Annotated in this window: 23 protein-coding genes; 17 read left to right on the forward strand and 6 right to left on the reverse strand. The window is 40.2% G+C overall.

The window, feature by feature from the left end; translation table 11 throughout:
- The first annotated feature begins 122 nt into the window (after positions 1–122).
- Positions 123–2,318: a DUF2339 domain-containing protein gene (locus BUA02_RS05445; protein ID WP_072701637.1), complete on the forward strand. Its 2,196-nt coding sequence runs from the start codon at positions 123–125 to the stop codon at positions 2,316–2,318.
- Between the two features lies 1 nt (position 2,319).
- Positions 2,320–3,225: a glycoside hydrolase family 43 protein gene (locus BUA02_RS05450; protein ID WP_072701639.1), complete on the forward strand. Its 906-nt coding sequence runs from the start codon at positions 2,320–2,322 to the stop codon at positions 3,223–3,225.
- Between the two features lie 28 nt (positions 3,226–3,253).
- On the opposite strand, the gene BUA02_RS05455 is transcribed toward BUA02_RS05450, so the two are convergent.
- Positions 3,254–5,005, reverse strand: coding sequence for a hypothetical protein (locus BUA02_RS05455; protein WP_072701641.1), 1,752 nt, complete (start codon positions 5,003–5,005; stop codon positions 3,254–3,256).
- Between the two features lie 122 nt (positions 5,006–5,127).
- Between BUA02_RS05455 and BUA02_RS05460 the strand changes: the two genes are divergently transcribed.
- The 3 genes from BUA02_RS05460 to BUA02_RS05470 all read left to right on the forward strand — a co-directional run bounded on the left by BUA02_RS05460 (position 5,128) and on the right by BUA02_RS05470 (position 7,142).
- Entirely contained in the window at positions 5,128–5,751 is a 624-nt protein-coding gene (locus BUA02_RS05460; RefSeq protein ID WP_143147386.1) for a hypothetical protein, read from the forward strand.
- Positions 5,752–5,843: 92 nt separating this feature from the next.
- Positions 5,844–6,128 (forward strand): hypothetical protein, encoded by a 285-nt coding sequence (locus BUA02_RS05465; protein ID WP_072701645.1) that lies wholly within the window; start codon positions 5,844–5,846, stop codon positions 6,126–6,128.
- A gap of 48 nt (positions 6,129–6,176) precedes the next feature.
- Positions 6,177–7,142 (forward strand): acyltransferase family protein, encoded by a 966-nt coding sequence (locus BUA02_RS05470; RefSeq protein WP_072701647.1) that lies wholly within the window; start codon positions 6,177–6,179, stop codon positions 7,140–7,142.
- Positions 7,143–7,482: 340 nt separating this feature from the next.
- On the opposite strand, the gene BUA02_RS05475 is transcribed toward BUA02_RS05470, so the two are convergent.
- Positions 7,483–8,625 carry a GGDEF domain-containing protein gene (locus tag BUA02_RS05475; RefSeq protein ID WP_072701649.1) on the reverse strand — a complete coding sequence of 381 codons (1,143 nt, stop codon included), beginning with the start codon at positions 8,623–8,625 and terminating at the stop codon, positions 7,483–7,485.
- 139 nt (positions 8,626–8,764) lie between these two features.
- Here BUA02_RS05475 and BUA02_RS05480 point away from each other — a divergent pair, with 139 nt between their 5' ends.
- From BUA02_RS05480 to BUA02_RS05510, 7 genes are all read left to right on the forward strand, one after another.
- Complete coding sequence (locus BUA02_RS05480) at positions 8,765–9,751, forward strand: ABC transporter substrate-binding protein (protein WP_072701651.1); 987 nt, start codon at positions 8,765–8,767, stop codon at positions 9,749–9,751.
- Position 9,752: 1 nt separating this feature from the next.
- Positions 9,753–11,222: a sensor histidine kinase gene (locus tag BUA02_RS05485; protein WP_072701653.1), complete on the forward strand. Its 1,470-nt coding sequence runs from the start codon at positions 9,753–9,755 to the stop codon at positions 11,220–11,222.
- Complete coding sequence (locus BUA02_RS05490) at positions 11,203–12,459, forward strand: response regulator (protein ID WP_072701655.1); 1,257 nt, start codon at positions 11,203–11,205, stop codon at positions 12,457–12,459. Before BUA02_RS05485 ends, BUA02_RS05490 begins: the two co-directional genes overlap by 20 nt.
- Positions 12,460–12,598: 139 nt before the next feature.
- On the forward strand, positions 12,599–13,582 hold the full coding sequence (locus BUA02_RS05495; RefSeq protein WP_071175745.1) for a substrate-binding domain-containing protein: 984 nt from the start codon (positions 12,599–12,601) through the stop codon (positions 13,580–13,582).
- Between the two features lie 86 nt (positions 13,583–13,668).
- Positions 13,669–15,168 carry a sugar ABC transporter ATP-binding protein gene (locus tag BUA02_RS05500; protein ID WP_071175746.1) on the forward strand — a complete coding sequence of 500 codons (1,500 nt, stop codon included), beginning with the start codon at positions 13,669–13,671 and terminating at the stop codon, positions 15,166–15,168.
- Positions 15,168–16,238: an ABC transporter permease gene (locus tag BUA02_RS05505; protein WP_072701657.1), complete on the forward strand. Its 1,071-nt coding sequence runs from the start codon at positions 15,168–15,170 to the stop codon at positions 16,236–16,238. Before BUA02_RS05500 ends, BUA02_RS05505 begins: the two co-directional genes overlap by 1 nt.
- The gene (locus BUA02_RS05510) at positions 16,235–17,260 is read left to right on the forward strand and encodes an ABC transporter permease (protein WP_072701659.1); all 1,026 of its coding nucleotides are present in this window, start codon (positions 16,235–16,237) and stop codon (positions 17,258–17,260) included. The genes BUA02_RS05505 and BUA02_RS05510 overlap by 4 nt, the downstream gene beginning before the upstream one ends.
- Positions 17,261–17,384: 124 nt before the next feature.
- Here the strand turns inward: BUA02_RS05510 and BUA02_RS05515 are convergent, their stop codons facing one another.
- Both BUA02_RS05515 and BUA02_RS05520 read right to left on the reverse strand, forming a co-directional pair.
- Positions 17,385–17,834, reverse strand: a complete 450-nt coding sequence (locus BUA02_RS05515; protein ID WP_071175749.1) for a chemotaxis protein CheW — start codon at positions 17,832–17,834, stop codon at positions 17,385–17,387.
- A complete protein-coding gene (locus BUA02_RS05520; protein ID WP_072701661.1) occupies positions 17,827–18,273 on the reverse strand; it encodes a chemotaxis protein CheW in 447 nt (148 codons plus the stop codon). Before BUA02_RS05520 ends, BUA02_RS05515 begins: the two co-directional genes overlap by 8 nt.
- 85 nt (positions 18,274–18,358) lie before the next feature.
- Between BUA02_RS05520 and BUA02_RS05525 the strand changes: the two genes are divergently transcribed.
- On the forward strand, positions 18,359–19,138 hold the full coding sequence (locus BUA02_RS05525; protein WP_072701663.1) for a MerR family DNA-binding transcriptional regulator: 780 nt from the start codon (positions 18,359–18,361) through the stop codon (positions 19,136–19,138).
- A 17-nt stretch (positions 19,139–19,155) separates the two neighbouring features.
- On the opposite strand, the gene BUA02_RS05530 is transcribed toward BUA02_RS05525, so the two are convergent.
- Positions 19,156–21,144: a methyl-accepting chemotaxis protein gene (locus BUA02_RS05530; protein ID WP_072701665.1), complete on the reverse strand. Its 1,989-nt coding sequence runs from the start codon at positions 21,142–21,144 to the stop codon at positions 19,156–19,158.
- Positions 21,145–21,478: 334 nt separating this feature from the next.
- Here BUA02_RS05530 and BUA02_RS05535 point away from each other — a divergent pair, with 334 nt between their 5' ends.
- Positions 21,479–22,384: a LysR family transcriptional regulator gene (locus tag BUA02_RS05535; protein ID WP_072701667.1), complete on the forward strand. Its 906-nt coding sequence runs from the start codon at positions 21,479–21,481 to the stop codon at positions 22,382–22,384.
- A 90-nt stretch (positions 22,385–22,474) separates the two neighbouring features.
- Positions 22,475–23,590 carry a 5-methyltetrahydropteroyltriglutamate--homocysteine S-methyltransferase gene (locus tag BUA02_RS05540; RefSeq protein WP_072701669.1) on the forward strand — a complete coding sequence of 372 codons (1,116 nt, stop codon included), beginning with the start codon at positions 22,475–22,477 and terminating at the stop codon, positions 23,588–23,590.
- Between the two features lie 80 nt (positions 23,591–23,670).
- On the opposite strand, the gene BUA02_RS05545 is transcribed toward BUA02_RS05540, so the two are convergent.
- Positions 23,671–24,456 carry a transposase gene (locus BUA02_RS05545; protein WP_072701671.1) on the reverse strand — a complete coding sequence of 262 codons (786 nt, stop codon included), beginning with the start codon at positions 24,454–24,456 and terminating at the stop codon, positions 23,671–23,673.
- A 147-nt stretch (positions 24,457–24,603) separates the two neighbouring features.
- Here BUA02_RS05545 and BUA02_RS05550 point away from each other — a divergent pair, with 147 nt between their 5' ends.
- Both BUA02_RS05550 and BUA02_RS05555 read left to right on the forward strand, forming a co-directional pair.
- A complete protein-coding gene (locus BUA02_RS05550) occupies positions 24,604–25,338 on the forward strand; it encodes an AlkZ-related protein (protein ID WP_072701674.1) in 735 nt (244 codons plus the stop codon).
- 86 nt (positions 25,339–25,424) lie between these two features.
- Positions 25,425–25,922 (forward strand): hypothetical protein, encoded by a 498-nt coding sequence (locus BUA02_RS05555; protein ID WP_072701676.1) that lies wholly within the window; start codon positions 25,425–25,427, stop codon positions 25,920–25,922.
- Positions 25,923–25,932 lie beyond the last annotated feature (10 nt).

A 25,932-nucleotide genomic window follows, 5' to 3' on the forward strand; every position in this document is an offset into this window, starting at 1 on the left:
GGATAATAATACCTGTTTTATGTTTCATAAATGTGTAGCAAATATTAAATGAAAATAAACTTTATACCCCATTACATTTGAAGTATAATGTGGCTATTGGGGAATTTGAAAGGGGAGAGCGCATGAATAATTTAGACAATCTTGAAAAAGAAGTTGCTGAGATACAGCGCCAGATGTCTAGCATCAATTCTATGCTTGGCAAAGTAGCTCAGGAAATATCTGAAATAAAAAAATCCCAGGAAGAAGTAAAAATACAGCAGACACAGCCCGTACAGCCGAGTATATATACACAACCAGTATACCAAAAACCTGTGTATACACAGCCTACATACAATAAACCTGTTGCGCCACAGCCTGTACAACAACCGGTAGAACCACAACCTGTTCAGCCAGTTCAGAAGCCTTCAGAAAGCCAGGCTGTCTTTTCACAGGTTAATATTCCTAGTGCGGTTAATGTGTCTGATGCTCAGGGAAGAGACATTTCCAAGAAAGGCATCTTCACTGAATCCTGGATCGGTTCACATCTCATGGGAATCGCAGCCAGCATACTTATATTCATTTCATTAGTTCTTTTTGCAAAGCTCCTGATCCCATATCTTAGCGATGTGGTGAAGGTTGGTCTTATGTTTACAGGAAGTATCTTTCTTACAGGAATCGGATTTTACTTCCACAAAAAGAAACCTGAAAATTCTTTCTTCAGTGCGCTGTTTGCCTGCGGAGAAGGATGCCTGTACCTGTCCATCATAGTTACAAGAGCAGTATTTATGTACTTTAACGATATTGAGATGTATGTGATGCTACTTCTTTGGGGACTTATGGTTGTCTTCATCGACAAGAAAAAGAGCCTTTTGTTCCAGATCATTGCAGACATGGGCTTTGTGGTGGCAGTGTTCTTTAGCGGCAATATGAGTAGCTACAAACTCATTTTCCCTATGCTTGGATATATTATCGTAATGGCAGTGGTATATCTTTTCGTATTTAGTAAAAAGCGCCTTAGCAGAAATATTCAGATCGGTGTCAGTTTGTTTGCGCTGACAGTCTTTGATGTGAATATCTTTATTAACTTTGACAGTAATACTTCAGCAGTCATTGCTCTTGGAATCCTGACAGCCATATTTACTTTGGCTTATGTAGCACTACTTGGCATGAGGCTTAAGTTCCAACAGTCAGAAAATCTGATATGGGCCCTGCTTTCAGCCTGCGTAGCTTTGTTTTCATTTGTTGTTACAGTTGTTGATGTACCATATGAAGAAGCTCTTATATGCGGTTTCCTGTTGCTGATAGGTATTATCGGTGAGGTTTATATGATATTAGAGGATAAAAAGAGCCATGAGCATAACCTCAATATCATAAATGCTATCTGGACCGGATTGTGCTTTCTGATACTTATAACTTACGCAGGATATGATCTTCCACAGCTTATTAATACAGGCATTATCTATATTCTGTTCCTTGCAATTATGTGTTATGGTCTTTTCAAACAGTTTGACATTATGAAGATCCAGGCAGGAGGTCTTGCAATCTGGACAATGTTCTATATGTTTGGTAGTAACGCTACAGTTATGCTGGCGTTCTGTGCACTTTGCTTCTTTGCATTTTGCTTTATCGTCGAGACCTTCGTTCTTGGAGAAAAGAACTTTATGAAGAATACAGCATATTTCATGATGCTGATTGCTCTTGCAAAGTTTAGCTATGAAATGGGACTTCGCATCGGCCAAAATGAGGCAGAGCTTATTTCAATCGCAGCTTTTTCTCTTGTAAATGCACTTGCTATAGGCTTTAAGTTCTTTACCTATGGAGAAGGCGAGGAAAATAGTCCGATAAATATAGCTCTTAACGTGTTAAATGGATGTATGCTACTTGTAGTACTTGTTCTTATGTTTGATGTTAGTACCAAATGGATGGTATGGGGCTATATATTACTTGCAGTGGTCCTTGGGTGCGTCAATCTCGGAAGGCACATCAGAAATGGCGGCGGAGAGCTCTTATATGCAGGCATCAAGTTTGGCGTGATACTGCTATTTAGCCTTCTTGCAAATGACTGTGAAAACTATCTTGTAAGCGTGATAATACTTGCATTTGCTATCGTATGTATCGTAGGCGGATTTGTACTAAGGGGTAAGGGAAAGTGCCTTAGAATATACGGCCTTGTCCTTTCTATGATATGTGTGTTCAAGTTCATCATGGTTGATATTTCCTATGAAAACAGCATTGGACATGCTATCAGCTTCCTCATAAGTGGTGTATTGTGCTTTGCAATAAGCGCTATATATAATCATTTTGAAAAACTAGATAAAATACAGCAGGCAGGAGAGTAACATGAAGGATTTATACGGATATTTATTTGTTCACTTTACAGGGGAACACAAGGATGGAGAACAGATCTATTTTTCTTTATCTGAAGATGGATTACACTGGAAGGATCTAAATGGCGGTAAGCCGGTTCTGAAGTCAACAATTGGCGAGAAGGGCGCTAGAGACCCATTTATCATAAGAGCTGTTAATGAAAAGAAATACTGGATCATTGCCACAGACTTAAGGATAGAAGCTGGCAAAGGCTGGGATGTTGCTCAGCATGGCGGCAGTAGAGACATCCTGATCTGGGAATCAAAAGACCTTGTAAACTGGGAAGGGCCAAGAGCAGTAACTGTAGGAGTACCCGGTGCAGGTTGTGTATGGGCTCCTGAAGTAATTTATGACAAGGAAAAAGAAATGTATATGATCTTCTTTGCTTCTATGACAGATAATAAGCAAAAGATCTATAGAACCTTTACTAAGGCCTTTTCTTCTTTTACCGATACAGAGCTTTATACAGAGAGTGACAATCACATCATTGATTCAACGATCATCAGCACTAAGGAAGGTTACTACAGATATACCAAGGATGAGACTACCAAGAAGATCAAGGCTGAATTTGGAAAAGACCTTGAAAACAGTAGCTTCAAACTGATAGATTCAAAGACACTTGGAGAGATGGAAGGAGTTGAAGGCCCTGAGATATTTAAGTTCAACGATAGAGATGAGTATTGCCTCATAGTTGATAGATACGCTGAAGGCAAGGGATATCTTCCAATGGTGACTAATGACCTATCTAGTGGAAAATTCAGAGTTCTTGATGAATCTGAATTTGATCTTGGAGAAAATAAGAAGCGTCACGGCGGAATCATGACAATTACCAAAGATGAATATGATGCATTAAAAAAACTTCTGGTTCAAAGCAATTAAGCTTTGAATCAGAAGTTTTTTTGTTGTATCAGTCTGCTAACCAACCCTTACGTGAGAGTGTTATAGAGTCCATAGAATCTTCTTTGCTGTTTACATAGATTCTGTAACCGTTATAATAGTCAGAGTTTTCAGCATCTTGATCAAGGCTGATCTTGTAGTACTCATATTCATCTTTGTACTCATATTTGATTCCCTTAGAATCAAGCATAGCCTTAAAGTCTGTGTTTGATGTCTTGGTAGAAAGACCAGGAACTTCAAAATCTGACTCTCTGTAAGATGAAATATAGACGGAGAGTTCTGTGATCATTGAGTTCTTAACAAGTGTAGCGCTGTTACCTTTGTTGTAAAGCATAACGTAGATACTCTGATCATCCTTTGAGAGAGCAATACTGATCTGCTCTTCAGCACCAATAGGAGAGTCCCCAGCTACATTGCTGCTAGCAATGCTCCATCCATCATCAAGGAGCTTCTGAAGTGGAACAGGAAGGTTATATACCTTACCGCCAAGCTGGAAATTTCCTGAAAGGAAATCATCTCCAAGAGATGAAGGATCTTTGTACTGGCTTACATAATCAGGAGTAGCTTCATTAACTTCACCCCTGTCGAAACCTTCAGGCATTTCCTCATTTGTGATAGTGAGGTTTTGGAGAACACCTGTTGAATCGTCAAATGTGAAAGTGATGGTATTGAATACATTCATATCATCGTGATCTTTGTAATAAGTAAGAGTTCCACTGTACTCATGATCTGGATTACCAAAGATAGCTGTGACATCCTCTGATTTGCTCTTTCCAATTATGATCTGACCATTCTGGATCGATGCTTCAATACCGCTTTTTTCAAGAGATCTTGAATAAAGAGAAATCTCTGTAACGTAGCAATCCTTGGCTTCATATGCATTGAATGAGTAGTTTGTGATCGCAACGGAGCAGTAGGTGTCTTTACCCTTGTAATTAAGTGAGGTGAAGGTTGTTTCATTTGTACCAATTAACTCACTTGCATCAGCTCCATCCTGGAAAGTCCAGCCATGATCAAGGAAGTATGAAACTGGAAGAGGTAATGAATATGTCTCTCCATCAACTGTGAAAGCAAACATACTTGATGAATCTACGTTTGCTGGAGTATTTGCTGCTGGCTTTTTATCCGCATCTGATGACTTATCTTCTGATGGATCATCTGACTTCTTGCCATCAGGTGTTTTTGTATCTTCTTTTGAAGACTTTGATGATGCAATATCTATTGGATCATTTGGCTTTTTGTCTGCACCTGAACTGAATGCAATGATAGCAACTATCAAGATAAGCGCAGCTGCTATACCGCCTCCAATGATCATAAGCTTTTTCTTATCTGCAGGATTCTTAGGGGAATAAGTTCCGCTATAAGAAGCTATTGTAGTCATACCAGGAACTACTGGCTGACCAGCATTTGCTGCCTGCTGAGCACCAGGAATAACTGGCTGAACAGGAGTAGCGCCTGCATTTGGCTGAGCACCGGGAATAACTGGCTGAACAGGAGTAGCACCTACATTTGGGTTTGTAAATACTGGCTGCGCTGGTTGAACCGGTGTAGGATTTGGATTTGTTACCGGCTGAACTGGCACTGGGTTAACAGGCTTTGCACCTGCGTTTCCTACAGGCTGAGCGCCAGGAATATTGATTGGCTGCGCACCTGGGATATTAAAAGGCTGTGCACCCGGAATTGTAGTGTTTGGTGCACTATTTGTTGCGTCTTGTGGTGTGATTGGCTGACCTGTAATAGGGTCAAATTGTTGTCCACTCATTGAAAATAACTCCTTCCCAAAAAATACAAAATACACTATATCAAATATTAGCTTTTTAAGGAAGATAAATATACAATTCATTGTGAAAATTGATTGACAGTATTTTGCTAAATAGTGAGGTTATGCCGTATAATCAGGGTATGAAGAAAAAAGGACTATTACTAATAAGTTTAATATTTGTTTTATCAGGTTGTGGACAGGAAATTACATTACCTGATATGGGTGAAATAGAGGAGGGAGTTGGAGCTGGAGCAGAAGCGGCCTCAGAAGCTCTTTCTACTGCTATGCAGGAAGCAAGAGAAAAGATGGAAGAAATTGCAGAGTCAGATTTTGCAGATAGCGCCGAAGAGGAAAGTAGCCGCGGAATCCTGACTTCCAAAGAAGATATACAGCTTACAGCAGTAGACAGCAAAGGAACCTACTCCTTTATCTATGCTGGAGAGACCTTCACTGCTATTTATACTACCGACAATTGGAAAATAAAAGATTCATACAAGATCACTAATTACTCTGACATAACCATGATCTGCGAAGCTCTTTCAGACGAGCACCAGATTCATGGCCTAGACAGAGAGTCCTACAGAACTCCTGACGACATGGCCTTTGAGTGGCAACAGCACAACATCGCCTACGAACTTCTCCCAGAAGACAGCGACTGGAAAAAACATGCAAAAGACGTAGATATTGATCCCAAGGACCAGGGTAAGACCTTCTTCGAAATGTACGAGGAACGCGCCGGAAATTAGTTTTTGGCCGCACTGAGCCTGAAATAGACAAAAAGATATTTACATATCAGAACATCTGTTCTATAATTACAATACGAACAGGAGTTTGGGATATGAGTAGGGTAATTGATAAAGTGGATGTGATCTGTGAACATAAGGCAGATGGCAATATTATCCCTATGAGATTTAGGCTGATGAATGATGATGGTGTCTATGAAGCTTATACAATTAAGGGATATCGGCAGATATTGAGGAAAGATGTTTACACGACGCCGGATGGTCTGACGGTATGTAGCAGAGATAAGGTGTATGAGTGCAGAGTATTGATACTTGATATGTATAGGACTGTTAGGCTGTATTTCAATACTGCTAACGGAACTTGGAGAATTGCTATCTGAAGTGGTATACTCTTTTAAGTTGTCTTTTGACAATTTGGAGAGGATATTATGAAAGAACGTGATGCTAGATTTGATAATATCAAGGCTATCTTGATATTTCTTGTGGTGCTTGGCCACACTATAGAATATTTATATGGAAATAAAGGCATGTATGGAGTAGCGAGGGCAGTAATTTATTCATTCCATATGCCAACCTTTGTTTTTATCTCAGGATACTTCGCTAGAAAGTCTAAGAGCTCTCTTCCTGATATTACAATTAAATATCTTGGAACTTATCTAATATTTAATACTCTTTTTGCACTTTCACCCTGGCATGTGAATTCACCTACTAACTTTTTATATCCACAGCTTATTTATTGGTATCTGCTATGCCTTTGCTTTTGGAGAGTTAGTATTGGCGCATTATCTAAGATTAGATTCATTGTTCCATTATCATTATTATTTACTCTGTATATTGGAACTTGCGTCAAGGCTGATAGATTCATGTCCATATCAAGAGCAATATGCTTTTTCTCATTTTTCCTTATTGGATACAAGTTTGACCTAAAGCTTATCCAGAAGCTTCCTAAGTGGCTCATGGCACTTACTCTTTTTACTTGCCTCAGTGCAGTAGTATATGCCCATTATACAGGACTTATTCCTGTTAAGATGTACGAATACATTCAGTCCTATGAAGCTACAGAAGTTACTAACATAACGGGGACCAAGATGCGAATCTTCATGATAGCTATAGCCCTTGTTATCACCCTATGCCTCATAGGGCTTGCGCCATCACGCAAGTTTGGATTTACAATCTTTGGACGCAACAGCCTTAGCATTTACTTGTTACACATCTTTATTATCAAAGCCATTGCTGGTTCCAAAATAATAAATCTTGGAAGTGAGTCAATGAATATAGCATTTAGTATAGTATTATCACTACTGATATGTTTAGTTCTCTCTATTCCATTTATAACTAGTGTATATAACAAGTTCATAAATAGAGTAGTAAAGGCCTCTGTTGTACATGAGTAGAGCAAATTATTTAATATAGTATAGATATTTGTTTATTAAGTCCTATAAGTTTTTTATAGCTTAATGTTTGTTTTTCATGAGTCAGGAAGATTTTTGAATATGCGAAAAAAGGGTTGCCGCCCTGAAGTATTTAATTTATGAATCTCTAAGTATTTTTAGTTGTTCATGAGCTTTAGATTTCACACTAAAAATCCTGTTTTTGAAACACTGTTTGAGCCATTTATGGCGAGTTTGTTTCAAAGGATTTTAAGTGTGAAATATAATGCCATGAACACAAAAATACGAAGGATGAATAAATAAATACTTCAGGGCGGCAACCCCTTCTCGGGAAGCCAACAACTTATCGTCTTCTATCTTTGCCTGTTTCTTTGTAGTAGCGTTCTTTGTCGTTGTACATCATGTGCTCGGCCTTATTTACGATCTCAAGGATCTTTTCACCCTTGCCAACTGAGAATCCGTAAGATGCGATCCGATCGTTGTCTCTAAGGATTGAGGCAAGTGCAACCATTCTGTCAGCAAAGGCATTATCAACAACATCATTTAAGATGCAGACAAATTCATCGCCACTGATCCTGCAGACATTTCCGTCTGGAAATTCTTCTTTTAGTATATTCGCAAGCTTCTTTATAAGCCGGTCACCTGCTTCGTGACCATAGGTATCGTTTACAGCTTTTAAGGAATTAGCATCACAAAAAACAACTCCAACTGTTTCTTCTTTTGGTAGATTATTTACGATCTCCATATAACCCCTACGATTCCTTAAACCTGTAAGAGCGTCGTTTATAGACAACTCGTTATAAAGAGTCGCGTCTATATCTGCTTCAGTTATGATCTTGGTCTGGATGATAACGTATATTATGGCAAGTGCAAGAGCAGCACCGATAAATCCTTGTCTAAGGCTGGCGTGCGTGACGTAGAAAAATACTATGGAAGCTATCGGAATGGATATGATAAGGAGTATAGTCCACCATTCTTTTACTCCCCAGAAATTATAAATATGTTTGGCGATAGGTAGTAAACATATGAAGGAAATGGCTGGAAGTACTGAAACATAGTAGGACCAGGGGCCAATGATGATAGTATCATTTACTACGCTATATAGATTTCCTGTTACGGTACCGGCAATGATGAAAAGAAGTTCAAGAATATTAAGCGGAACATTAATTCGTTGGAATCTTTGGGCATTGCTTTTGAAACTTTCTTCAGAAATCGAGAGAACGTAAAAACCATAAATGACGACAAGCAGCGGGAGCATTGCATATCCCAAAAAGCAGAAGATTCCCGCAATATATCCTTTTCCTGGCTGCCCATCAAAAACATAAGATAAAGCTTCACTTAAAAGCCCTATTATGGTTACCCAAAGGCAATATCTAAAGTATCTGGTCTTTTGGAAAACTATGTTTTTAAGCTGGTAGAAGCTACAGACAATGATCAAAAGAAAAAGTGAGCTAACAACGTTAGCTGCGATCAGAATCAAATTCATAGTTATGATCTCCCAATCGTGTTGAACAGTTACCTACTTTAACAGACTAAATTCATTTTTATTATACAATAATATTGATAATTTATGTACTGAATGTGGTATCATAACAGATAAATACATATAGCAATGGGGGCTAAATATGTTTTGGGGAAAAATACGAAAAAGGGCATTACTGCCACTTTTTTTGGTAACCACAGTTCTTTTGACAGGATGTGGCCAAAGGGAAGAGGAGCAGCACAGTCCTGAGCTACTATTGGGGTTTAGTCAGCTCGGAACAGAAAGTGCCTGGAGAAGTGGGAACACCAGCGATATCGAGAAAAAAGCTGCTGAGTCTGGCGTAAGTTTGATGCTGGAAATAGCAAACAGAAAGCAGGAAGACCAGATAGCAGCTATCAGGAGATTTATCGCTTATCAGGTAGATGTAATAGCTTTTTCACCAATAGTTGAGGAAGGCTGGGACAATGTCCTTTTGGAGGCAAAAGAGGCAGGAATCCCGGTAATTTTGGTGGATAGAGATATCAGTACAAAGAGCGAAGGACTGATAAGCTGCCATATTGGCGCAGACTTCTATAATGAAGGCGTTATGGCTGGTGAGTATCTCATCAGAAAAGCTGACAGCCTTGAAATGGATGAAGTCCATATCGTTGAGATAACAGGTACTGAGGATTCAACGCCTATGCGTCAGAGACAGGCTGGATTTATGGATACTATAAGCTCAGATCCAAGGATGCAGGTTGTAGAGAGCGTAAATGGAGACTTTTTAAAAAGTAGAGGCGCTGAGTGCATGCGCTACCTCATGGAAAAATATGGGGATGATATTGATGTGGTGTTTAGCCACAATGATGAGATGACCCTTGGGGCGCTTCCTGAAATTGAGAATGCAGGGGCGGTTCCAGGTAAGGATATAATAATAATTTCTATCGATGGCGGTCAGGAAGCTATCGATGTTCTTAAAGAGGGCAAAATAAACTGCGTTGTTGAATGCACACCGATGCTGGGGCAGGAACTGATGGATACAGCCAAGAAGCTCAAAAACGGCGAAGAAGTAGAAAAAGTTATCCATCCAAATGAACTTTTCTTTAGTGACGAGCAGGATCTGTCTGATCTGGCTCCAAGAGGATACTAGTATGGAGCAGGTAAAAAAAGAAAAGAGCATCATCGGTCAGATCAACGACATGAGCCATAAAATGGTGCTCATGCTTGTTATGCCTATTTTCTTAAGCCTTGTTTTGATGCTTGTTTATGCTGGCAAGTACAGTATGGCTATTTCCCGAATGGAAACAATAGCAAGTCTAAAGCCGATCGTTGCGGAAGAGATTCCGGAGACAGCCTGGAATATCATAAGTGGCAGGGACACCATTGAAAAGAGCAAGATCTATGGAAGACTCCACACTGTGGATGAGATCATAGATGATGTTACAGGTAAGACCGGTCAGGAGAACAGGCTATCTCTTATTGTGGCCGGAAGGACCATGAAGACTTTAGAAAAGTATGTGGACCAGATAAGGGACAATATAAATGCTGAAGTTCCTGTTGTGGAAAACGAGGCAGTTCTAGAGGAAATAAGGGAAGTATCATCCCTTGTGGATTCCATGTTAAATGATTATATCGCTGCAGAGATTGCTTCTACAGGTCGGATGAGTGGCACATTAAAGGGGGTCATCATCGCGACAGCTATTCTGGAGGCAGTCATAGTTATCGCAGCTCTTTGGATCAGAAATCGTTCTATGAAAAAAACTGCAGCCTTCGTAAGGACGCCTATTGAAAATCTGGAGAAGGTAGCCGCATCTCTTGCCGAGGGAACCCTTGATGCCAGGATCAGGGCTACGGAAGTTACAGAGCTTAGGAATCTTACGACTCAAGTTAACACCATGGCTGACAGACTTGAGACCATGATGAAAAAAAGTGTAGAGGATGAGAGAAACTTAAGAAAAGCTGAGCTTCGTACTCTTCAGGCCCAGATAAATCCTCACTTTTTGTATAACACTTTAGATGCCATTGTCTGGAAAGCTGAGGCAGAAGACAAGGATGAAGTAATTTCCCTTACCAGCGCCCTTAGTGATTTCTTTAGAATAAGCCTTTCATCAGGTGCTGACTGGATTCCAATAAGCCAGGAGAAAAAGCACATTGAAGGTTATCTCAAGATCCAGCAGACAAGATACCGCGATATCTTAAGATATGAAATCGATATACCGGATGAGATTGGAAATTACTATATATTGAAACTTCTTTTACAGCCTCTTGTTGAGAATGCCATATATCATGGTATTAAGAGTAAAAGAGGTGGCGGAACTATTAAGGTGTCAGCAAGGCTTGAGGGAGAAGATCTTGTCTTTTCAGTAAAGGATGATGGTGCCGGTATGACGCCATATCAGATGGATCAGTTAAAAGAACGCATGAAAAAAAGTCAGCCAAACTCAGTAAGTGAGTCTTCTGGCGGCTTTGGACTGGTAAATGTGAATCTTAGGATCAGGCTTTATTACAACCAGCCAAAGGGGCTGAACATAGAAAGTGATAGCAGCGGTACTAAGGTAAGCTTTAGAGTACCTTGCCGTACCAGAGAAGGGATCTTAGAAAATGAAAGTATTTCTGGTTGATGATGAGATAGTTGTAAGAGAGGGAATCAGAGAGTCTTTTCCCTGGGACGAAAGTCCATATACCCTGGTGGGAGAAGCACCTGACGGGGAGATGGCGATTCCTATGATAAGGGATACGAACCCTGATATTGTCATAACTGACATCAAGATGCCGTTTATGGACGGAATTGAACTCTGCAATATATTAAGGAGCCAGATGCCATGGGTCAGCATCATAGTACTTAGCGGATACGATGAGTTTGAGTATGCCAGAAAGTGCATCCAGCTTGGGGTAAAAGAGTATCTGCTAAAGCCTATAAATGCTGAGGATCTGCGACAGGCTCTTGATAGAGTCAGTGATCACATCAAAGAAGAGAGAAAAAGCAGGGAACATGCCGAGAGTCTTCGTGCCCGTATGGAGACAGGAAATCGCTTTGTAAAAGAAAAACTTATAGGCTCTTTATATTCAGAGGAATCAATGGAAGAGGATGCGGCAAATGCCCTTGAAGAGTTAAGGGGCATGGGCTGTCCTATAAATGCGCCTTACTATGTGGTGATAGATTCAGCCTTTGAACCTGTAAATAAGGGACAGGAGATAGCATCAGATCTGGCAGATAGCAGCTTTGGAAGGATTCATGCTTCTCCTAGCAGGACTGGCACAAGACTTCTTGTTCTTGGTGATACTCAGGAGGATGTTGAGGAGAGGGTGTATTCTACTGCCACAGCTCTTTTGCAGGAACTTGAAAGAGCTGGCTGCAATGGTATCTGGACGGGAATTGGCGATATTGTCGGTAGTCCCGGGCAGATACTCAAAAGCTTCAAGACAGCAAGGCATATAAGACATCTTTTGGTCGAAAGGAATGATGAAAAGATAAGGATCCTTGGAACAAGAGAGATGGGAGATTCCGCCTGCGACAAGAAATCTTCAGCAGTCATAAACGAAGCCAAGCTCTACATGACTCAGCACTTTACTGATTCAAATCTTATGCTTCAGGATGTTGCTAGAGCTGTTGGAATGAGTAACAGCAGATTTTCCACTGTCTTTTCACAGCAAAATGGTCAGACCTTTACGGAGTATCTGATATCTTTGAGACTCAATAAGGCAAAAGAGCTTCTTAGGACCACAGATCACAGAAGTTCCCAGATAGCCTTTGATGTAGGATACAACGATTCCCACTATTTTAGCTATATTTTCAAAAAGAATATGAAAATGACACCTTCAGAATATCGTTTGCGATATCAAAATCAACCTGAGTAAAAAAATTTTTAACTTTCTTGTGTAAAATGAAATAATATTTAACCACGCCGAAATGAATATTGATTTACTAAAAAACCTCAATTTTGTACCCTTTTATTAGTAAATGGCCAGTGGCCCAATATAATAGGAGGAGAACTATATGAGAAGGTTTTCTAAAGTATTATCAATGGTAATGGTACTTGCAATGGTCCTTTCACTTTGCGCTTGCGGCGCTTCTTCAGGTGGAAGTACTGGCGGATCAGCTGGTGGAACTATCACAGTAGGTGTAGTTAACAACCCACCTTCAGAGTCAGGCTATCGTGAAGCTAACGTTAAGGACATGGAAGCAGTTTTCTCAAAGGAGAACGGCTATGAACTTAAGGCATTCTACAGCTTAAAGAATGACGAGCAGCTTCAGGCAGCACAGGGCTTCATCACAGAGGGTGTTGATTACCTCCTTATCTCTGCAGCTGAGACAACTGGTTGGGACGAAGTCCTTCAGTCAGCTAAGGAAGCCGGCATCAAGGTTTATCTCTTCGACCGTATGATCGATGTAGATGAGAGCCTTTATGAGGCAGCAGTTGTTTCTGACATGGCAAAAGAGGGTGAGACAGCAGTTAACTGGCTTCTTGATCAGAAGCTCTCTGAGTACAACGTAATCCATATTCAGGGTGCTATGGGTTCTGACGCACAGATCGGCCGTACAGGCGCTCTTGATGCTCAGTTCGCAGCAGGCACAATGAACAAGGTTGTACAGCAGACAGCTACATGGGACGAAGCAGAAGCTAAGAAGATTGTTGAATCAGTTATCAACAGTGGTGAGAAGTTCAACGTTATCTACGCTGAGAACGATGGTATGGCTAAGGGTGCTGTAGCAGCACTTGACGAAGCAGGTATCACACATGGTGTTGATGGTGATGTAGTAGTTATGGGATTTGACTGCAACAAGTGGGCACTTAGAGAGCTCCTTGCAGGTTCATGGAACTATGATGGACAGTGTTCACCATTCCAGGCTCAGATCATCAGTGACCTCATTAAGAGCGGCAAGGCTCCTTCTTCAAAGGTTATCATCAATGAAGAAAAGGGATTTGATGCTAAGACTCTTACTCAGGGCGACATCGACACATACGGTTTAGGTGAATAATCCTATTTAGAAAGACCTGATGGCGCAGCCTTGTTGCTAAATATTGACAACCGGGCTGCGCTTTTATTACACAAGGAGGATGCGGTATGCAGGAAGAATGCTTACTGAAGCTGCGCGGGATTGATAAAAGCTTTCCAGGGGTAAGAGCACTTCACAATGTAGACTTTACGCTGCGTAGTGGCGAAATACATGCTCTCATGGGGGAAAATGGCGCAGGAAAATCTACTCTTATTAAAATCTTAACAGGCGTATATCAGATGGACGCCGGAAGCATTTTCGTAGACGGAGATGCTGTCAGCATTCACTCCCCACAGGATGCACAAAATAAAGGAATAAGTACGGTTTATCAGGAAATCACGCTCTGTCCTAATCTTACGGTTGCAGAGAATATGTTTATCGGAAGAGAAAAGAGTGCGTGGATCAAACAGAGGGATTATGAAAAAAAGGCAGACGAACAGCTAAAGAGCCTTGGAATTCCAGCAAGAAGTACTCAGCAGCTTGGAAACTGTTCTTTGGCAGTTCAGCAGATGGTGGCAATTGCCCGTGCAGTTGATATGCAGTGCAAGGTTTTGATACTTGATGAGCCTACATCCTCTCTTGATGACAAAGAGGTTAACATGCTTTTTGGTCTTATGAGAGACCTTAAGGCTAAGGGTGTTGGAATCATATTTGTAACCCATTTCCTTGAGCAGGTATATGAAGTCAGCGACAGGATCACAGTTCTTAGAAACGGTGAGCTTGTTGGTGAATATCTGACAAAAGAGCTTCCACAGGTGCAGCTCGTTGCCAAGATGATGGGAAAAGAACTTGATGAATTAGAAGATTTCACAGGAGATGATACAAAAGAATCTGTAGAAGGTCCTGTTTTTTATGAAGCAACTGATCTTTCAAGTGATGCAACAAATCCATTTAATTTTACCATCAAAAGAGGTGAAGTTAACGGCTTTACCGGACTTCTTGGCTCTGGCAGAAGTGAGAGCGTAAGAGCTATCTTTGGCGCAGACAAGGTTACATCTGGTAAGGTTAGGATCGGAGGAAAAGAAGTTAAGATAGCCCATCCTATCGACGCTATGAAAAATGGTATCGGATATCTTGCTGAGGATAGAAAAAGAGATGGTATCATTCCGGAATTAAGTGTTCGTGAGAATATCATCCTGGCACTTCAGGTTATGAACGGCTTCTTTAAACCTATCAGCAGAAGCGAATCAGAAGCCTTTGCTGATGAGTATATCAAGGCACTTAATATCAAGACAGCAAGCAGTGAGACACCGGTTGGTTCACTAAGTGGTGGTAATCAGCAGAAGGTAATCCTTGCAAGATGGCTTTTGACACATCCTGATTATCTGATACTTGATGAGCCTACAAGAGGTATTGACGTAGGAACTAAGCTTGAGATCCAGAAGCTTGTACTAAAGCTTGCAAAAGAGGGCGTAAGCGTAACCTTCATTTCATCAGAAGTTGAAGAGATGCTTCGTACCTGTTCCCGCCTTATCGTAATGCGTGACAGACACATCGTAGGCGAATTGAAGGGTCAGGAACTTAATCAGGCTCAGGTTATGAAGACTATCGCAGGAGGTGAGGCATAATGAAAAGTGATTCAAGGAAATTCCTGAAAGGTGACCTTGGACAGCTGGCAATCCCTATCATTGCAGTAGCTCTCCTTGTGATATTTAATCTTATAAGAGATCCGGGATTTTTTAGCATAACAATAACCCATAACAATTATGGAAACGCAGTTCTTGCAGGTAACCTAATCAGTATCATCAACGGAGCAAGTGAACTTGCAATCCTGGCAATAGGAATGACACTTGTAACAGCTGCTACAAAAGGACAGGATATCTCTGTTGGTGCGGCAGCAGCCATCGCAGGATCAGTATTCGTAAAGGTGCTTAAGTCAGGTTCAACTATTAACGGCGGAACAGTACTTCTTGCATTCCTTTGTTCATGCCTCGTGGCAATGCTTTTTGGAGCATTTAATGGATCACTTGTTGCATTTTTTAAGATCCAGCCTATGATCGCAACGCTTATTCTCTATACCTGCGGTCGTTCAATTGCTTACTGGATAAATGGCGGTGCAACACCTACAGTTACGAGTCAGATCCTTTCATCAATCGGATCCTTTGCACCTGGAATACCAATTCCGATGCCGGTTATCATAGTTATAGTAGTGACCATTTTGTTCAAGCTTCTTTTCCACTTTACATCTCTTGAACTTCTGACTCAGTCAGTAGGTATCAATCAGGATGCAGCCAAGTTAAATGGTATCAACACAACATTTATAAAGCTCCTTTCATTTATCCTTCTTGGCGCATGTGTTTCAGTTGCAGGATGTATCGGAGTTTGCCGACTTGGACTTATTAATCACGAGACACTTCTTCTGGATGTTGAGATGGATGCCATCCTTGCAGTTGCTATAGGTGGTAACAGCCTTGGCGGTGGTAAGTTTAAAATAAGCGGAAGTATCATCGGAGCGTATGTTATCCAGATGCTTACAATAACTCTTTATGCTATGAAGGTTTCATCAACAGACGTTAAGGCTTACAAGGCCATCGTTATCGTACTTCTTGTAGTTATTGGCTCACCTGTTGTTAAGGAGAAATTCAGAAAGCTTTTGCAAAAGAGAAATACTCAGAAAAAGGAGGCTAGCGCAGCATGAAGAACTTATTTAAGAAAAGAAGAGAGCCTCTTACAGATACGCAGCTTTTAATGACCATTACCATCAGTATCTTTATTGTGATGTATATCCTGGCAATGGCAATCCTCCAGGGAGGCTTTTTGCATGCTCAGCAGATATTCGACCTTTTAAATGACAATGCCAGCCTTATAATCGTATCCTGCGGCCTTACTATCGTTATGATAGGAGGAGGCATCGATATCAGTGTTGGCGGCGTTACATCTTTGGTAGTCATGAGCTGTATCCTTTACCTTAATAAGGGAGGAAACGTTTTTGTGGCAGCTCTTATAGCACTTGTAATAGGACTTGCCTTTGGCGTGGTTCATGGAGCACTTATAAGCTACTTAGAGATCCAGCCATTTATAGTAACTCTTGCGGGAATGTTCTTTGCAAGAGGTATGACAACGATCCTTTCAGTTAATCCACAGAAGGTTGATAACGCAGCCTTTGAGAGCCTTAGAAATACTAAGATCGAGATTTCCTGGCTTGGATACGTTGCCAAGAACGGAAACCTTGTTCCAGCTAGAATGGAGCTTGGCGTTGTGATAGCTTTACTGTGTGTGATCACTGTATTCGTAATACTGATGTTCAATCGCCTTGGTAGGAACTTTTACGCAATGGGTGGAAACCAGCAGAGCGCATTGATGCTTGGAATCAATGTTAAAAAGACACGTTTTATGAGCTATCTTTTAAGCGGACTTCTAAGTGGTATCTCAGGATTTGTACTTATGATGCATACAGGCGCAGGAAATGCCACGAATGCAGCAGGAATGGAGATGAACGCAATTGCTTCATCTATCATCGGTGGAACACTTCTTACTGGCGGTGTTGGTAATATCATTGGAACATTCTTTGGAACCATGACCCTTACAACTATCAAGAAGATCGTTGTATCAAGTGGACTTAAAGATCCATGGTGGCAGAGTATCACAACTGGAGGTATGTTGTGCTTTTTCATTCTGCTTCAGAGTATAGTACTAAGTAAGAGACAAAAACAAAAATGAGCCCTAGGGACGGAGGTTATGGCTCATTTTTAAGAAAAAAGAAAAGATACAGCCTGGGGAAAACCCAGGCTGTATCTTATTGTATGCAAAATGAGCCATAACCTCCGTCCCTAGGGCTCATTTTTTACATAATGGAACTTACTTCAATGATAGAAATAAGAGAGTCTTTGATCTTGCTGACTCCTGATACATTTGATTCTTCTTTCTTAAGGAAAGGAGATGGCTTTTCTATTTCATCTTCAGAAATAGTAAGTACTTCTTTTACGGTATCTACGATCACACCTATCTGCTTGTTTTCATCAACGTTAAGGATGATGATCTTAGAGTTTGGAGTGATATTGTCATCACCCAGATTAAACTTTGTGTGAAGGCTCATTACAGGAATGATCTCGCCTCTTAAATTGATAACGCCCTTATAACATTTTGGTGCACATGGAACAGGTCTGATCTTTTCCATCTGTACGATGTTATTGACGTTTGTAATATCAAAAGCAAACTTCTCGTTTTTTACACCAAAAACAAGGTAACGCTTTTCGTTTTCTGTTATGTTCTCATAAATTGCAAGTTCAGCCATTGCGCACCTCCTCTGTTACAAATGAAGGAATATTGAGAATAAGGGCAACATCATCATCAAGGATTGATGCCCCTGTGAAAAAGTCATTGTCATCAAGAACGCCAAGAGACTTGGTCTCAATCTCTTTTTGACCGTTTAATGCATCTACTACAAAACCAAAGTAAGAGTGGTTGTACATGCAGACAACTACTGACAGATTCTCTTTTTTAGGTGAAGGCTCCATGTTGAATACTCTGTCGAGATAAACAAGAGGAATGACCTTGCCTCTTAAATAGATAACATCGTCGTTGTCTACCTGGCTAAGCTCAGATACAGCCACATTTTCTATAGATAAAATAGTTGATAACGGGATTGCAAAGAGTTCATTGCTGATGCTTACAATAAGTGCCTGGTAAGTTCCAGTCTGCTGGCCTAGAACCATAAGCTGATTTGTGTCCATTTTAAACCTCGCTATTATTTCAATTATTTATTAATCCCTCTTAAATACGATATAATATAGTTATATAGCAAGTAAGAGGTTCAATATGATAAGTACAAAATACTCCACCAAAAACATGTGCCAGATCTTTGGCATAACCAGAGAAACCCTAAGGCATTATGAACGCCTTGGTTTATTAAATCCGCGCTTTAACCCGGACAATGGATACAGGGAGTATAGTTACTGGGATGTATGTTCCCTTATAGACATCTTGAAGTACAGATCACTTGGGTATTCACTATCTGATACCAAAGATGCTATTTTTGAATTAACCTATCCTCAGATCAAAGAAAGCCTTGAGGACCATATAGAAATATATTCTAACAAATTAATACAATATGACTTATTGCTAAAAAAGGCAACAAGAGATTTAACTTATTTTCGTCATGCACAGGATCACCTTGGGGAGATCATCGAAGCAGAAACAGAAGAATTGTTCTATATTCCATATACTACCAATCCGAAAAACCCAGATTTCATGCATATGCAGAAGGCATTTGATAATCTGCAGTTCTTTACAACAGCTTTAGTTATAAATGGTGACAATCATGATCTTGACTGCTACGTTCTCATAACTGAAAAGCAGTATGCTGATTTCCTAAAGCTTCACGATGGAGTGATAATACCAAAGTTCAAGGCTGTATGCCAGATGATCGATATAGTTGGCAGAAATCCTGCAGATGAAACTATTGTTGAAGATTTCAGAAAGAAGATTTCCAGAAAGTATTCCAGGACTTTTGATACCATCTATGCAATTTTGGTAACCAGGTTTTATGACGAAGAAAAGAGGTATCATCAATACTTTTTTGTCTTTACAAAGCTTTAATGATACCTCGGGTCTTATTATTTAAAGAATGCTATCTCTTCGTTAAGCTTTTCTGCAATCTCTTTTAAGCTTGTTGCTGAATCTGCAAGTGTTGTAACTGTAGCTGAAAGCTCCTCTACAGAAGCACCTGTAGTTTCTGTAGCTGCTGCATTCTCCTCAGATATAGCTGAAAGAGAAGACATTGAGTGAGAAACGTTCTTGTTTGATGTTACGCAAGTATCAGTCTCACCAGAGATTCTCTCTACGCTAGTTACAGTCTTTTCGATGTCTCCAATCATTCCGTTAACTGAATCGATAGTCTTAGCAAGTGCAAGCTGCTGATTCTTGTTGTCTTCGATGATCTCGTTGGCAGCCTTAACTGCTGACTGTGACTCTGTTAAAAGAGTCTCCATAACTTCGTGGATCTGCTTAGCAAGTGACTCTGAATCGTCAGCAAGCTTTCTGATCTCTTCAGCAACTACGGCAAATCCCTTACCTGCATCTCCGGCTCTTGCAGCCTCGATAGAAGCGTTAAGTGAAAGAAGGTTTGTCTGAGCTGCGATTCCAGATATACCCTCAACACGCTCGTTGATCTCTGCAACAGCACTTTGAGTTGCTGTGATCTTTTCTGCAATATCCTCAATCTTAGTAGCCATAACAGCACTTGAATCGTGGAAGTTTGTAAGAGAGTCACTTGATGACTCTGAAGCTTCTTTCATGCGTTTTGCAAGGTCGTTAAGGTCGTTTGTTGAGCTCTGAACGCCTTCGATAGCTACTGTGATCTGGCCAGCATTCTCTACAGAATCCTGTACCTCTTTTGCCTGCTCAGAAGCACCAGTTGCGATTTCCTGAACTGCCTCTGCTACGTTCTCAGTAGTTGCGGCAATCTGATTAGCCATGACTGAAAGCTCTTCAGATGAGTTGTTAACAGTATTAGAAGACTCTTTGATGTTGCCAACAATTCTCTTAAGCTTCTCAACAACTGAGTTTGAGTTATTGATCATCTGACCAAATTCGTCTGTACGTTTTGTGTACTTATCTATAGAAATAAATTCACCATTAGCAAGTGAAGATAATAATTTGTTTACTTCAAGGAGTGGGTTAGTAAAGCTGTTTGCTACAAAAAGTGAAAGAACAAGAACAAGGACAACAAGGAAAACTCCTACGCCAACAATAAGCATTGCACCTTTTCTTGCTTCAGCTATAACTTCTGTTTCTGCCTTACCTGCGCATACTGTGTATCCTGATGAAAGATTCTTTACATAGCTGACATAAACTGGGTAACCCTTAGCAGTACTGATGTAGAAACCAGTCTTTTCACCTGATGTCATATATGGTGATGAGGAGTAATTTTGCGGCTCATCGGTTGCTGCTATCTCAAACTGTGAATGTGCTACCATTGTTGCTTCCTGGTCTACAAGGAAAGCTTCATCAGCTTCTGCAGCAAGGAGAGTATGAATCTCGTTTGGATCAAAAGTCTTGTGAACTACTCCGAGAACTGTCTTTTTGTCAGTATCAAAAACAGGAACTGCGATACAGATATTTCTTGAATTTGTAACTGAACTTACAAATACAGAAGAAATAAATGTCTTACCCTGAATAGCATTCTGGAAATAGTCTCTTTCAGCAATGCTCTTTAATGCACCGTCGTCACTACGAAGTACCATCATTCCCTGAGCATTTGACATTACGATAGTATTATCATCGCCAAAAGACTCATTGATAGAGACCATCTGATTCTTTACGATAGATGGATCTGTAATTTCTCCCTTAAGGAAAGCAATAGTCTGAGGAGATGAAGCAAAGCTAGTAAGGGCTGTCTGACTCTTTGTAAACATCTTGTCGATTTCAGACTCGATATATTTTGCCTGCCAGTCGAGATTTCTTTTTGCATCCTCTTTGGCATTATTTGTTGAACTAACATAACTGATAACTACAGCAATTGTTAATGGGATTATCGCAATTAAAAGCATGATAGCGATAAGCTTTGTTTTTACGCTATTAGTTGAAAACTTCCTTTTCTTCATTTAAAAAATCCTTTCTAACATCCATGTTTCTTTTTCAATAGTTTTTAAACGCATGCTCGTCATTTATAAACCCGGTGGTAACCACCAGGTCAAGAATTTCTTTATTTCACTTTTGTGGCAGAATCTAGTATTATTATTTCAATGGGTGAGCCCTAGGGACGGAGGTTGGAGCTAAGTGAGCCCTGGGGACGGAGGTTAGAGCTCATTTTTCGGGAAAGCTCTGGTGTTCGACATCTGATAAAACCCAATGTCCCGAAAAATGAGCTCTAACCTCCGTCCCCAGGGCTCACTTAGCTCCAACCTCCGTCCCTAGGGCTCAAAAGGAGAGGCAGACATGACATTACAGCAACTTACATATTTAGTTACAGTGGCGGATTGCGGGAATATTACTGACGCTGCAGAAAAACTCTTTATATCACAGCCAAGCCTTAGTGCAGCAATACAGAACCTTGAAAAAGAGATGGGAGTTAAGGCCTTTGTGCGCTCTAATAAAGGCGTTGTAGTTACAAGAGAAGGGGAAGAACTTCTTTCTTTTGCCAGAATGCTCCTTGAACAGGCAGATAATATGAAGGAACATTTCGGGGCTGATAATGTCAGGACACCCAAGTTTTCTGTATCATGTCAGCATTATTCTTTTGCTGTTAATGCCTTTGTTGACCTTATCAAAAAATACGACGCTGATCAGTACAGCTTCATAATAAGAGAGACTCAGACCGGCGAGATCATAGAGGATGTTGCCAGCGGCAAGAGTGAAGTGGGAGTCATATATCTTTCTAAAAATAATGAAGATATTTTAAGTAAATTAATTAAGAAGAGTGGGCTCGTATTTGAAGAACTAAAAGTTGCAAAACCTCACGTATTTATCAGTAATAAGCACCCTCTTTCAGGAAAAGAGCTGGTAACTTTTGATGATCTTAAACCTTATCCGTATCTTGTTTTTGAACAGGGAGAAAAGAACTCTTTTTACTATGCAGAAGAACTTGTGAGCATGCTGGATTTTCCAAAAAACATACAGGTCAGGGATAGAGCGACTCTTTTTAACTTAGTGATCGGACTAAACGGATTTACCGTTAGTAGCGGTGTAATAGATCAGAAATTAAATGGCAAGGCTATAATTGCAAGGCCTCTTAAGATGGATGCCCAGATGCGAATAGGTATAGTGACCAAGAAAAATATGATATTAAGCCGCTATGGTGAAACATATATTGAAGCTTTGAATAAACATTTGTCTATAGGTTAAAACTATGGAGATTTAGGAGTTAAATGTATTATATTTCCCAAGGGGGTGTTGATAGAATATCCTAAAAAGTTTTGTTTGGAGGATATTCATATGGGAAAGGTCAGTTCACCTCAGAGATTCGATTTCGTTGGAAGTTTTTTAAGAACACAGCCTCTTAAAGATGCGAAGGTTGCCTATAAAAATGGAATGATCAGCAAGGAACAGTATGATCTTGTTGTAGAGGATGAGATCAGAAAGGTTGTTGCCAAGCAGAAAGAACTTGGCTTTCATGTGATCACAGATGGAGAGTTTAGAAGGAGCTTTTGGCATCTTGACTTTATGTGGGGATTTGAGGGCGTTGAGCACAAAGAAACAGGAAACGGCGTTCAGTTTAATGGAGAACTCGCAGTTCTTGATGATACCTACCTTGTAGGCAAGATCAAGGCAAAGGAACATCCTTTTGTTGAATACTTTAAGTTCCTTAAGCAGTTTGAAGATGAGAATACAGTTGCTAAGTATACAATTCCTGCACCAGCTCAGACATTCCAGCAGATGATCGTTCCTGCAAACTATGACAGGACCAGAAAGTTTTATGCTACAAATGAAGAGCTTATCCATGATATCGCAGTAGCTTATCAGGATGTTATTAAGCAGTTTTATGAGGCGGGCTGCCGTAATCTTCAGTTTGATGATTGTACCTGGGGAGCTATTGTTGGTGATGCTGCCAAGCAGCGCTATCAGGCTCTTGGAATTGATATTGAAGAAGTTAAGGCTCAGCTACTTGAGGTTAATAACCTTGCTCTTGAAGGTAAGCCTTCAGATATGGTAATTACTTCTCACATCTGCAGAGGAAATTACCATTCTACATATTTTACGAGTGGTCCTTACGATACAGTTGCGGACTACGTATTTGCCAAGGAAAATGTAGATGCTCTTTTCCTTGAATATGACGATGAGAGATCTGGCGGATTCGCTCCTCTTCACAAAGTGTCTGATAATAAGAAGGTTGTACTTGGTCTTATAACTACCAAGTCACCTAAGCTCGAGGACAAAAAGGCTGTCATTGAAAGAATCCATGAAGCAGCCCAGTACGTGCCCCTTGATAGACTTTGCCTTAGTCCACAGTGTGGATTTGCGTCCTGTGAGATTGGTAATAAGCTTACCGAAGATGAACAGTGGGCCAAGCTAAAGCTTGTAAAGGAAATTGCAGAAGAAGTGTGGGGATGAGTGCCACCGAAATGAGCCCTAGGGACGGAGGTTGTGGCTCATTTTTGCTTTTTTTGAGCCCTAGGGACGGAGGTTAGGGCTCATTTTTTACTGTTCCAACTAGTGATCCTTTTTACGGTTGCTTGAGAAATGTCCATTATTCGTGAAACTTGTTTTACCGTGAGCCCTTTATCCCGGAGAAGTCGAATATAGACATTTCTTTCTAACTTATTTAATTTGTTAACGTCTGATATAGAAGACAGATTAGTGACATCTTTAAAGATTTCTATAGCTTTTTTATCAGATACGAAGTTTTTTTTCTTTTCATCGATATCATCAAATAGATAGCTGCTAGACGAGATATTTTCATTAGCAAAAAATTTGTGTAGAGAATCCTTTGAACCAGCAACATTGCATGCAAAAGATGTGTTGGTCAAAGGATTTTTTGCATCATAATATGCGTTGAAGCTACTCCATCTATATTCGGATGGATGTCGACAGACGTTGGCATTAACAGGATTGTTGTGGATATAGGCGAGCACAGAAAGGAAATATTGATCACTTTCTATTATTGTGCTGTAGAAACGGTCCTGAAATAAATGACCGCTACGTGAATATTTTTTGTTGTACCAGATGGCAAATCTTGTGCCTAGACTTTGAAAGAAAACTGATAATTTGTCCGGCTGTGAATAAAGTAGTAGGTGTACATGATTGTCCATTAAGCAATAGGCATATATATCGATATTATATTTCTCTTTGCAATCTGATAAAATATAGATAAATTTGCGATAATCAGATTCATCTTCGAAAATGATATGCTGATTAACAGAACGAAGTATAACATGATATATGCCAGTGGGACTCATGATTCGTGGTTTTCTTGGCATATAATTCTCCTATGAACATAAGATTGAAAAAGTATTTAATTAAGCTTTTGAATTATATATGGAACAAAAAAGAAATGCAATATGAATTTGAAAAATGAGCCCCAACCTCCGTCCCTAGGGCTCATTTTCGAAAAGGGGAAATAACCTATGCCAAACGAAAACGGAACATGGATAATGTATGGAGTAGCGTGGGAAGATCCAGAATGCCTGCATACTGTGGATGATGCAATTGCATATATTAGTGAAGTGGGGTTCCTGCCACTTTTTAAGAACGATATTCCTGGTTTTTCACTTGAAGAGAGGACTGTGCCGGAGTATTGGTGGTGCGGTGATCCTAAGGTTGATCCATGGGAGTGGAGAGAGATAATAGCTAGCCGCGGCGAGATCGCATATGGAAAGTTTTTTGATAAAAAAGCTGGATTTATATCAAAAGAATGGCTTCCCTACTTTGTAAATTATAGAAGAGATGGCTATGATTTTGATGCTCTTTGGGAAGATGGCAAAGCTTCCATGAGACAAAAGAAGATCATGGATTTATTTGCAGAAGAGCATATTGATGAAGAAATCTTTTCAAATGAAATGAAGAAGAATGCTGGCTTTGGTAAGGGCGGTGAAAAAGGCTTTGATGGTGTGATGACCAACTTGCAGATGTTTACATATCTATGCGTTCGAGATTTCCGTCAGCGCAGAAACAAGAAAGGTGAAGCCTATGGCTGGCCAGTTGCAGTGTACTGTACACCGGAGCATCTGTGGGGATATGAATATGTGACTTCAGCGTATAAAGAAGCACCAAAGGAGTCAGCAAAAAAAATTATGGATCACGTTATGGAAATATATCCGATAGCAACAAGTAATCAGATAAAAAAAGTGCTGTCCATGTAAAATGAGCCCTAGGGACGGAGGTTTAGGCTCACTATTGCAAAAATGAGCCCTAACCTCCGTCCCTAGGGCTCAAAAGGAGTAACTCTATGACACAAGAAGAAGCCAAAAGAATATACTTAAAAAACGGTTGCTCGGCTTTTTTCATGGCTCGAGGAGAAGATAGATACGAAGAATTCAGGGAAATGCATATTCCAAAGGAAAAGCTTGAAGAGTGGGCGACAGAGTATCTAAAAGGCTGTATAGACAAAATATCAGTTAAGGAAACAATGGATAACTTTTCTTCTGCAAATCTGGTCATAGGAGAGCATCATACCAGAGATAATCTTAATGTGTTCATTGATATGCTTCAGAATCTTAAGTTTGATAATGAAGTGACACCATATGCCGTATGCTACAGTATACTGGGAATGAGAAATCTAAAGGTTAATTGCGGAATACTGGATTATGCCAAGGAATCAAAGGACGAAGAACTCTATAGATCTTTACTGGAATTTACGAGAGTACTTATAGAAAAAATACAGATAGATGACGAGAAAAAGCAAGTGGTTGACGAGATGAAGGAACTGCTAAGCTACTACAAATGAGCCCCAACCT

Origin of the sequence: Butyrivibrio hungatei DSM 14810 (genome assembly GCF_900143205.1) — a bacterium.
In the GTDB taxonomy this organism is placed as follows: Bacteria; Bacillota; Clostridia; order Lachnospirales; family Lachnospiraceae; genus Butyrivibrio; species Butyrivibrio hungatei.

Bases quoted from the DNA above. Each gene is read 5' to 3' on its own strand.
- BUA02_RS05520 (WP_072701661.1), bottom strand. From the start codon at position 18,273: ATGGACACAAATCAGCTTATGGTTCTAGGCCAGCAGACTGGAACTTAC.
- BUA02_RS05465 (WP_072701645.1), top strand. From the start codon at position 5,844: ATGAGTAGGGTAATTGATAAAGTGGATGTGATCTGTGAACATAAGGCA.
- BUA02_RS05510 (WP_072701659.1), top strand. From the start codon at position 16,235: ATGAAGAACTTATTTAAGAAAAGAAGAGAGCCTCTTACAGATACGCAG.
- BUA02_RS05550 (WP_072701674.1), top strand. From the start codon at position 24,604: ATGCCAAACGAAAACGGAACATGGATAATGTATGGAGTAGCGTGGGAA.
- BUA02_RS05455 (WP_072701641.1), bottom strand. From the start codon at position 5,005: ATGAGTGGACAACAATTTGACCCTATTACAGGTCAGCCAATCACACCA.
- BUA02_RS05470 (WP_072701647.1), top strand. From the start codon at position 6,177: ATGAAAGAACGTGATGCTAGATTTGATAATATCAAGGCTATCTTGATA.
- BUA02_RS05530 (WP_072701665.1), bottom strand. From the start codon at position 21,144: ATGAAGAAAAGGAAGTTTTCAACTAATAGCGTAAAAACAAAGCTTATC.
- BUA02_RS05485 (WP_072701653.1), top strand. From the start codon at position 9,753: ATGGAGCAGGTAAAAAAAGAAAAGAGCATCATCGGTCAGATCAACGAC.
- BUA02_RS05445 (WP_072701637.1), top strand. From the start codon at position 123: ATGAATAATTTAGACAATCTTGAAAAAGAAGTTGCTGAGATACAGCGC.
- BUA02_RS05555 (WP_072701676.1), top strand. From the start codon at position 25,425: ATGACACAAGAAGAAGCCAAAAGAATATACTTAAAAAACGGTTGCTCG.
- BUA02_RS05540 (WP_072701669.1), top strand. From the start codon at position 22,475: ATGGGAAAGGTCAGTTCACCTCAGAGATTCGATTTCGTTGGAAGTTTT.
- BUA02_RS05535 (WP_072701667.1), top strand. From the start codon at position 21,479: ATGACATTACAGCAACTTACATATTTAGTTACAGTGGCGGATTGCGGG.
- BUA02_RS05480 (WP_072701651.1), top strand. From the start codon at position 8,765: ATGTTTTGGGGAAAAATACGAAAAAGGGCATTACTGCCACTTTTTTTG.
- BUA02_RS05475 (WP_072701649.1), bottom strand. From the start codon at position 8,625: ATGAATTTGATTCTGATCGCAGCTAACGTTGTTAGCTCACTTTTTCTT.
- BUA02_RS05490 (WP_072701655.1), top strand. From the start codon at position 11,203: ATGAAAGTATTTCTGGTTGATGATGAGATAGTTGTAAGAGAGGGAATC.
- BUA02_RS05450 (WP_072701639.1), top strand. From the start codon at position 2,320: ATGAAGGATTTATACGGATATTTATTTGTTCACTTTACAGGGGAACAC.
- BUA02_RS05460 (WP_143147386.1), top strand. From the start codon at position 5,128: ATGCCGTATAATCAGGGTATGAAGAAAAAAGGACTATTACTAATAAGT.
- BUA02_RS05505 (WP_072701657.1), top strand. From the start codon at position 15,168: ATGAAAAGTGATTCAAGGAAATTCCTGAAAGGTGACCTTGGACAGCTG.
- BUA02_RS05525 (WP_072701663.1), top strand. From the start codon at position 18,359: ATGATAAGTACAAAATACTCCACCAAAAACATGTGCCAGATCTTTGGC.
- BUA02_RS05500 (WP_071175746.1), top strand. From the start codon at position 13,669: ATGCAGGAAGAATGCTTACTGAAGCTGCGCGGGATTGATAAAAGCTTT.
- BUA02_RS05515 (WP_071175749.1), bottom strand. From the start codon at position 17,834: ATGGCTGAACTTGCAATTTATGAGAACATAACAGAAAACGAAAAGCGT.
- BUA02_RS05545 (WP_072701671.1), bottom strand. From the start codon at position 24,456: ATGCCAAGAAAACCACGAATCATGAGTCCCACTGGCATATATCATGTT.
- BUA02_RS05495 (WP_071175745.1), top strand. From the start codon at position 12,599: ATGAGAAGGTTTTCTAAAGTATTATCAATGGTAATGGTACTTGCAATG.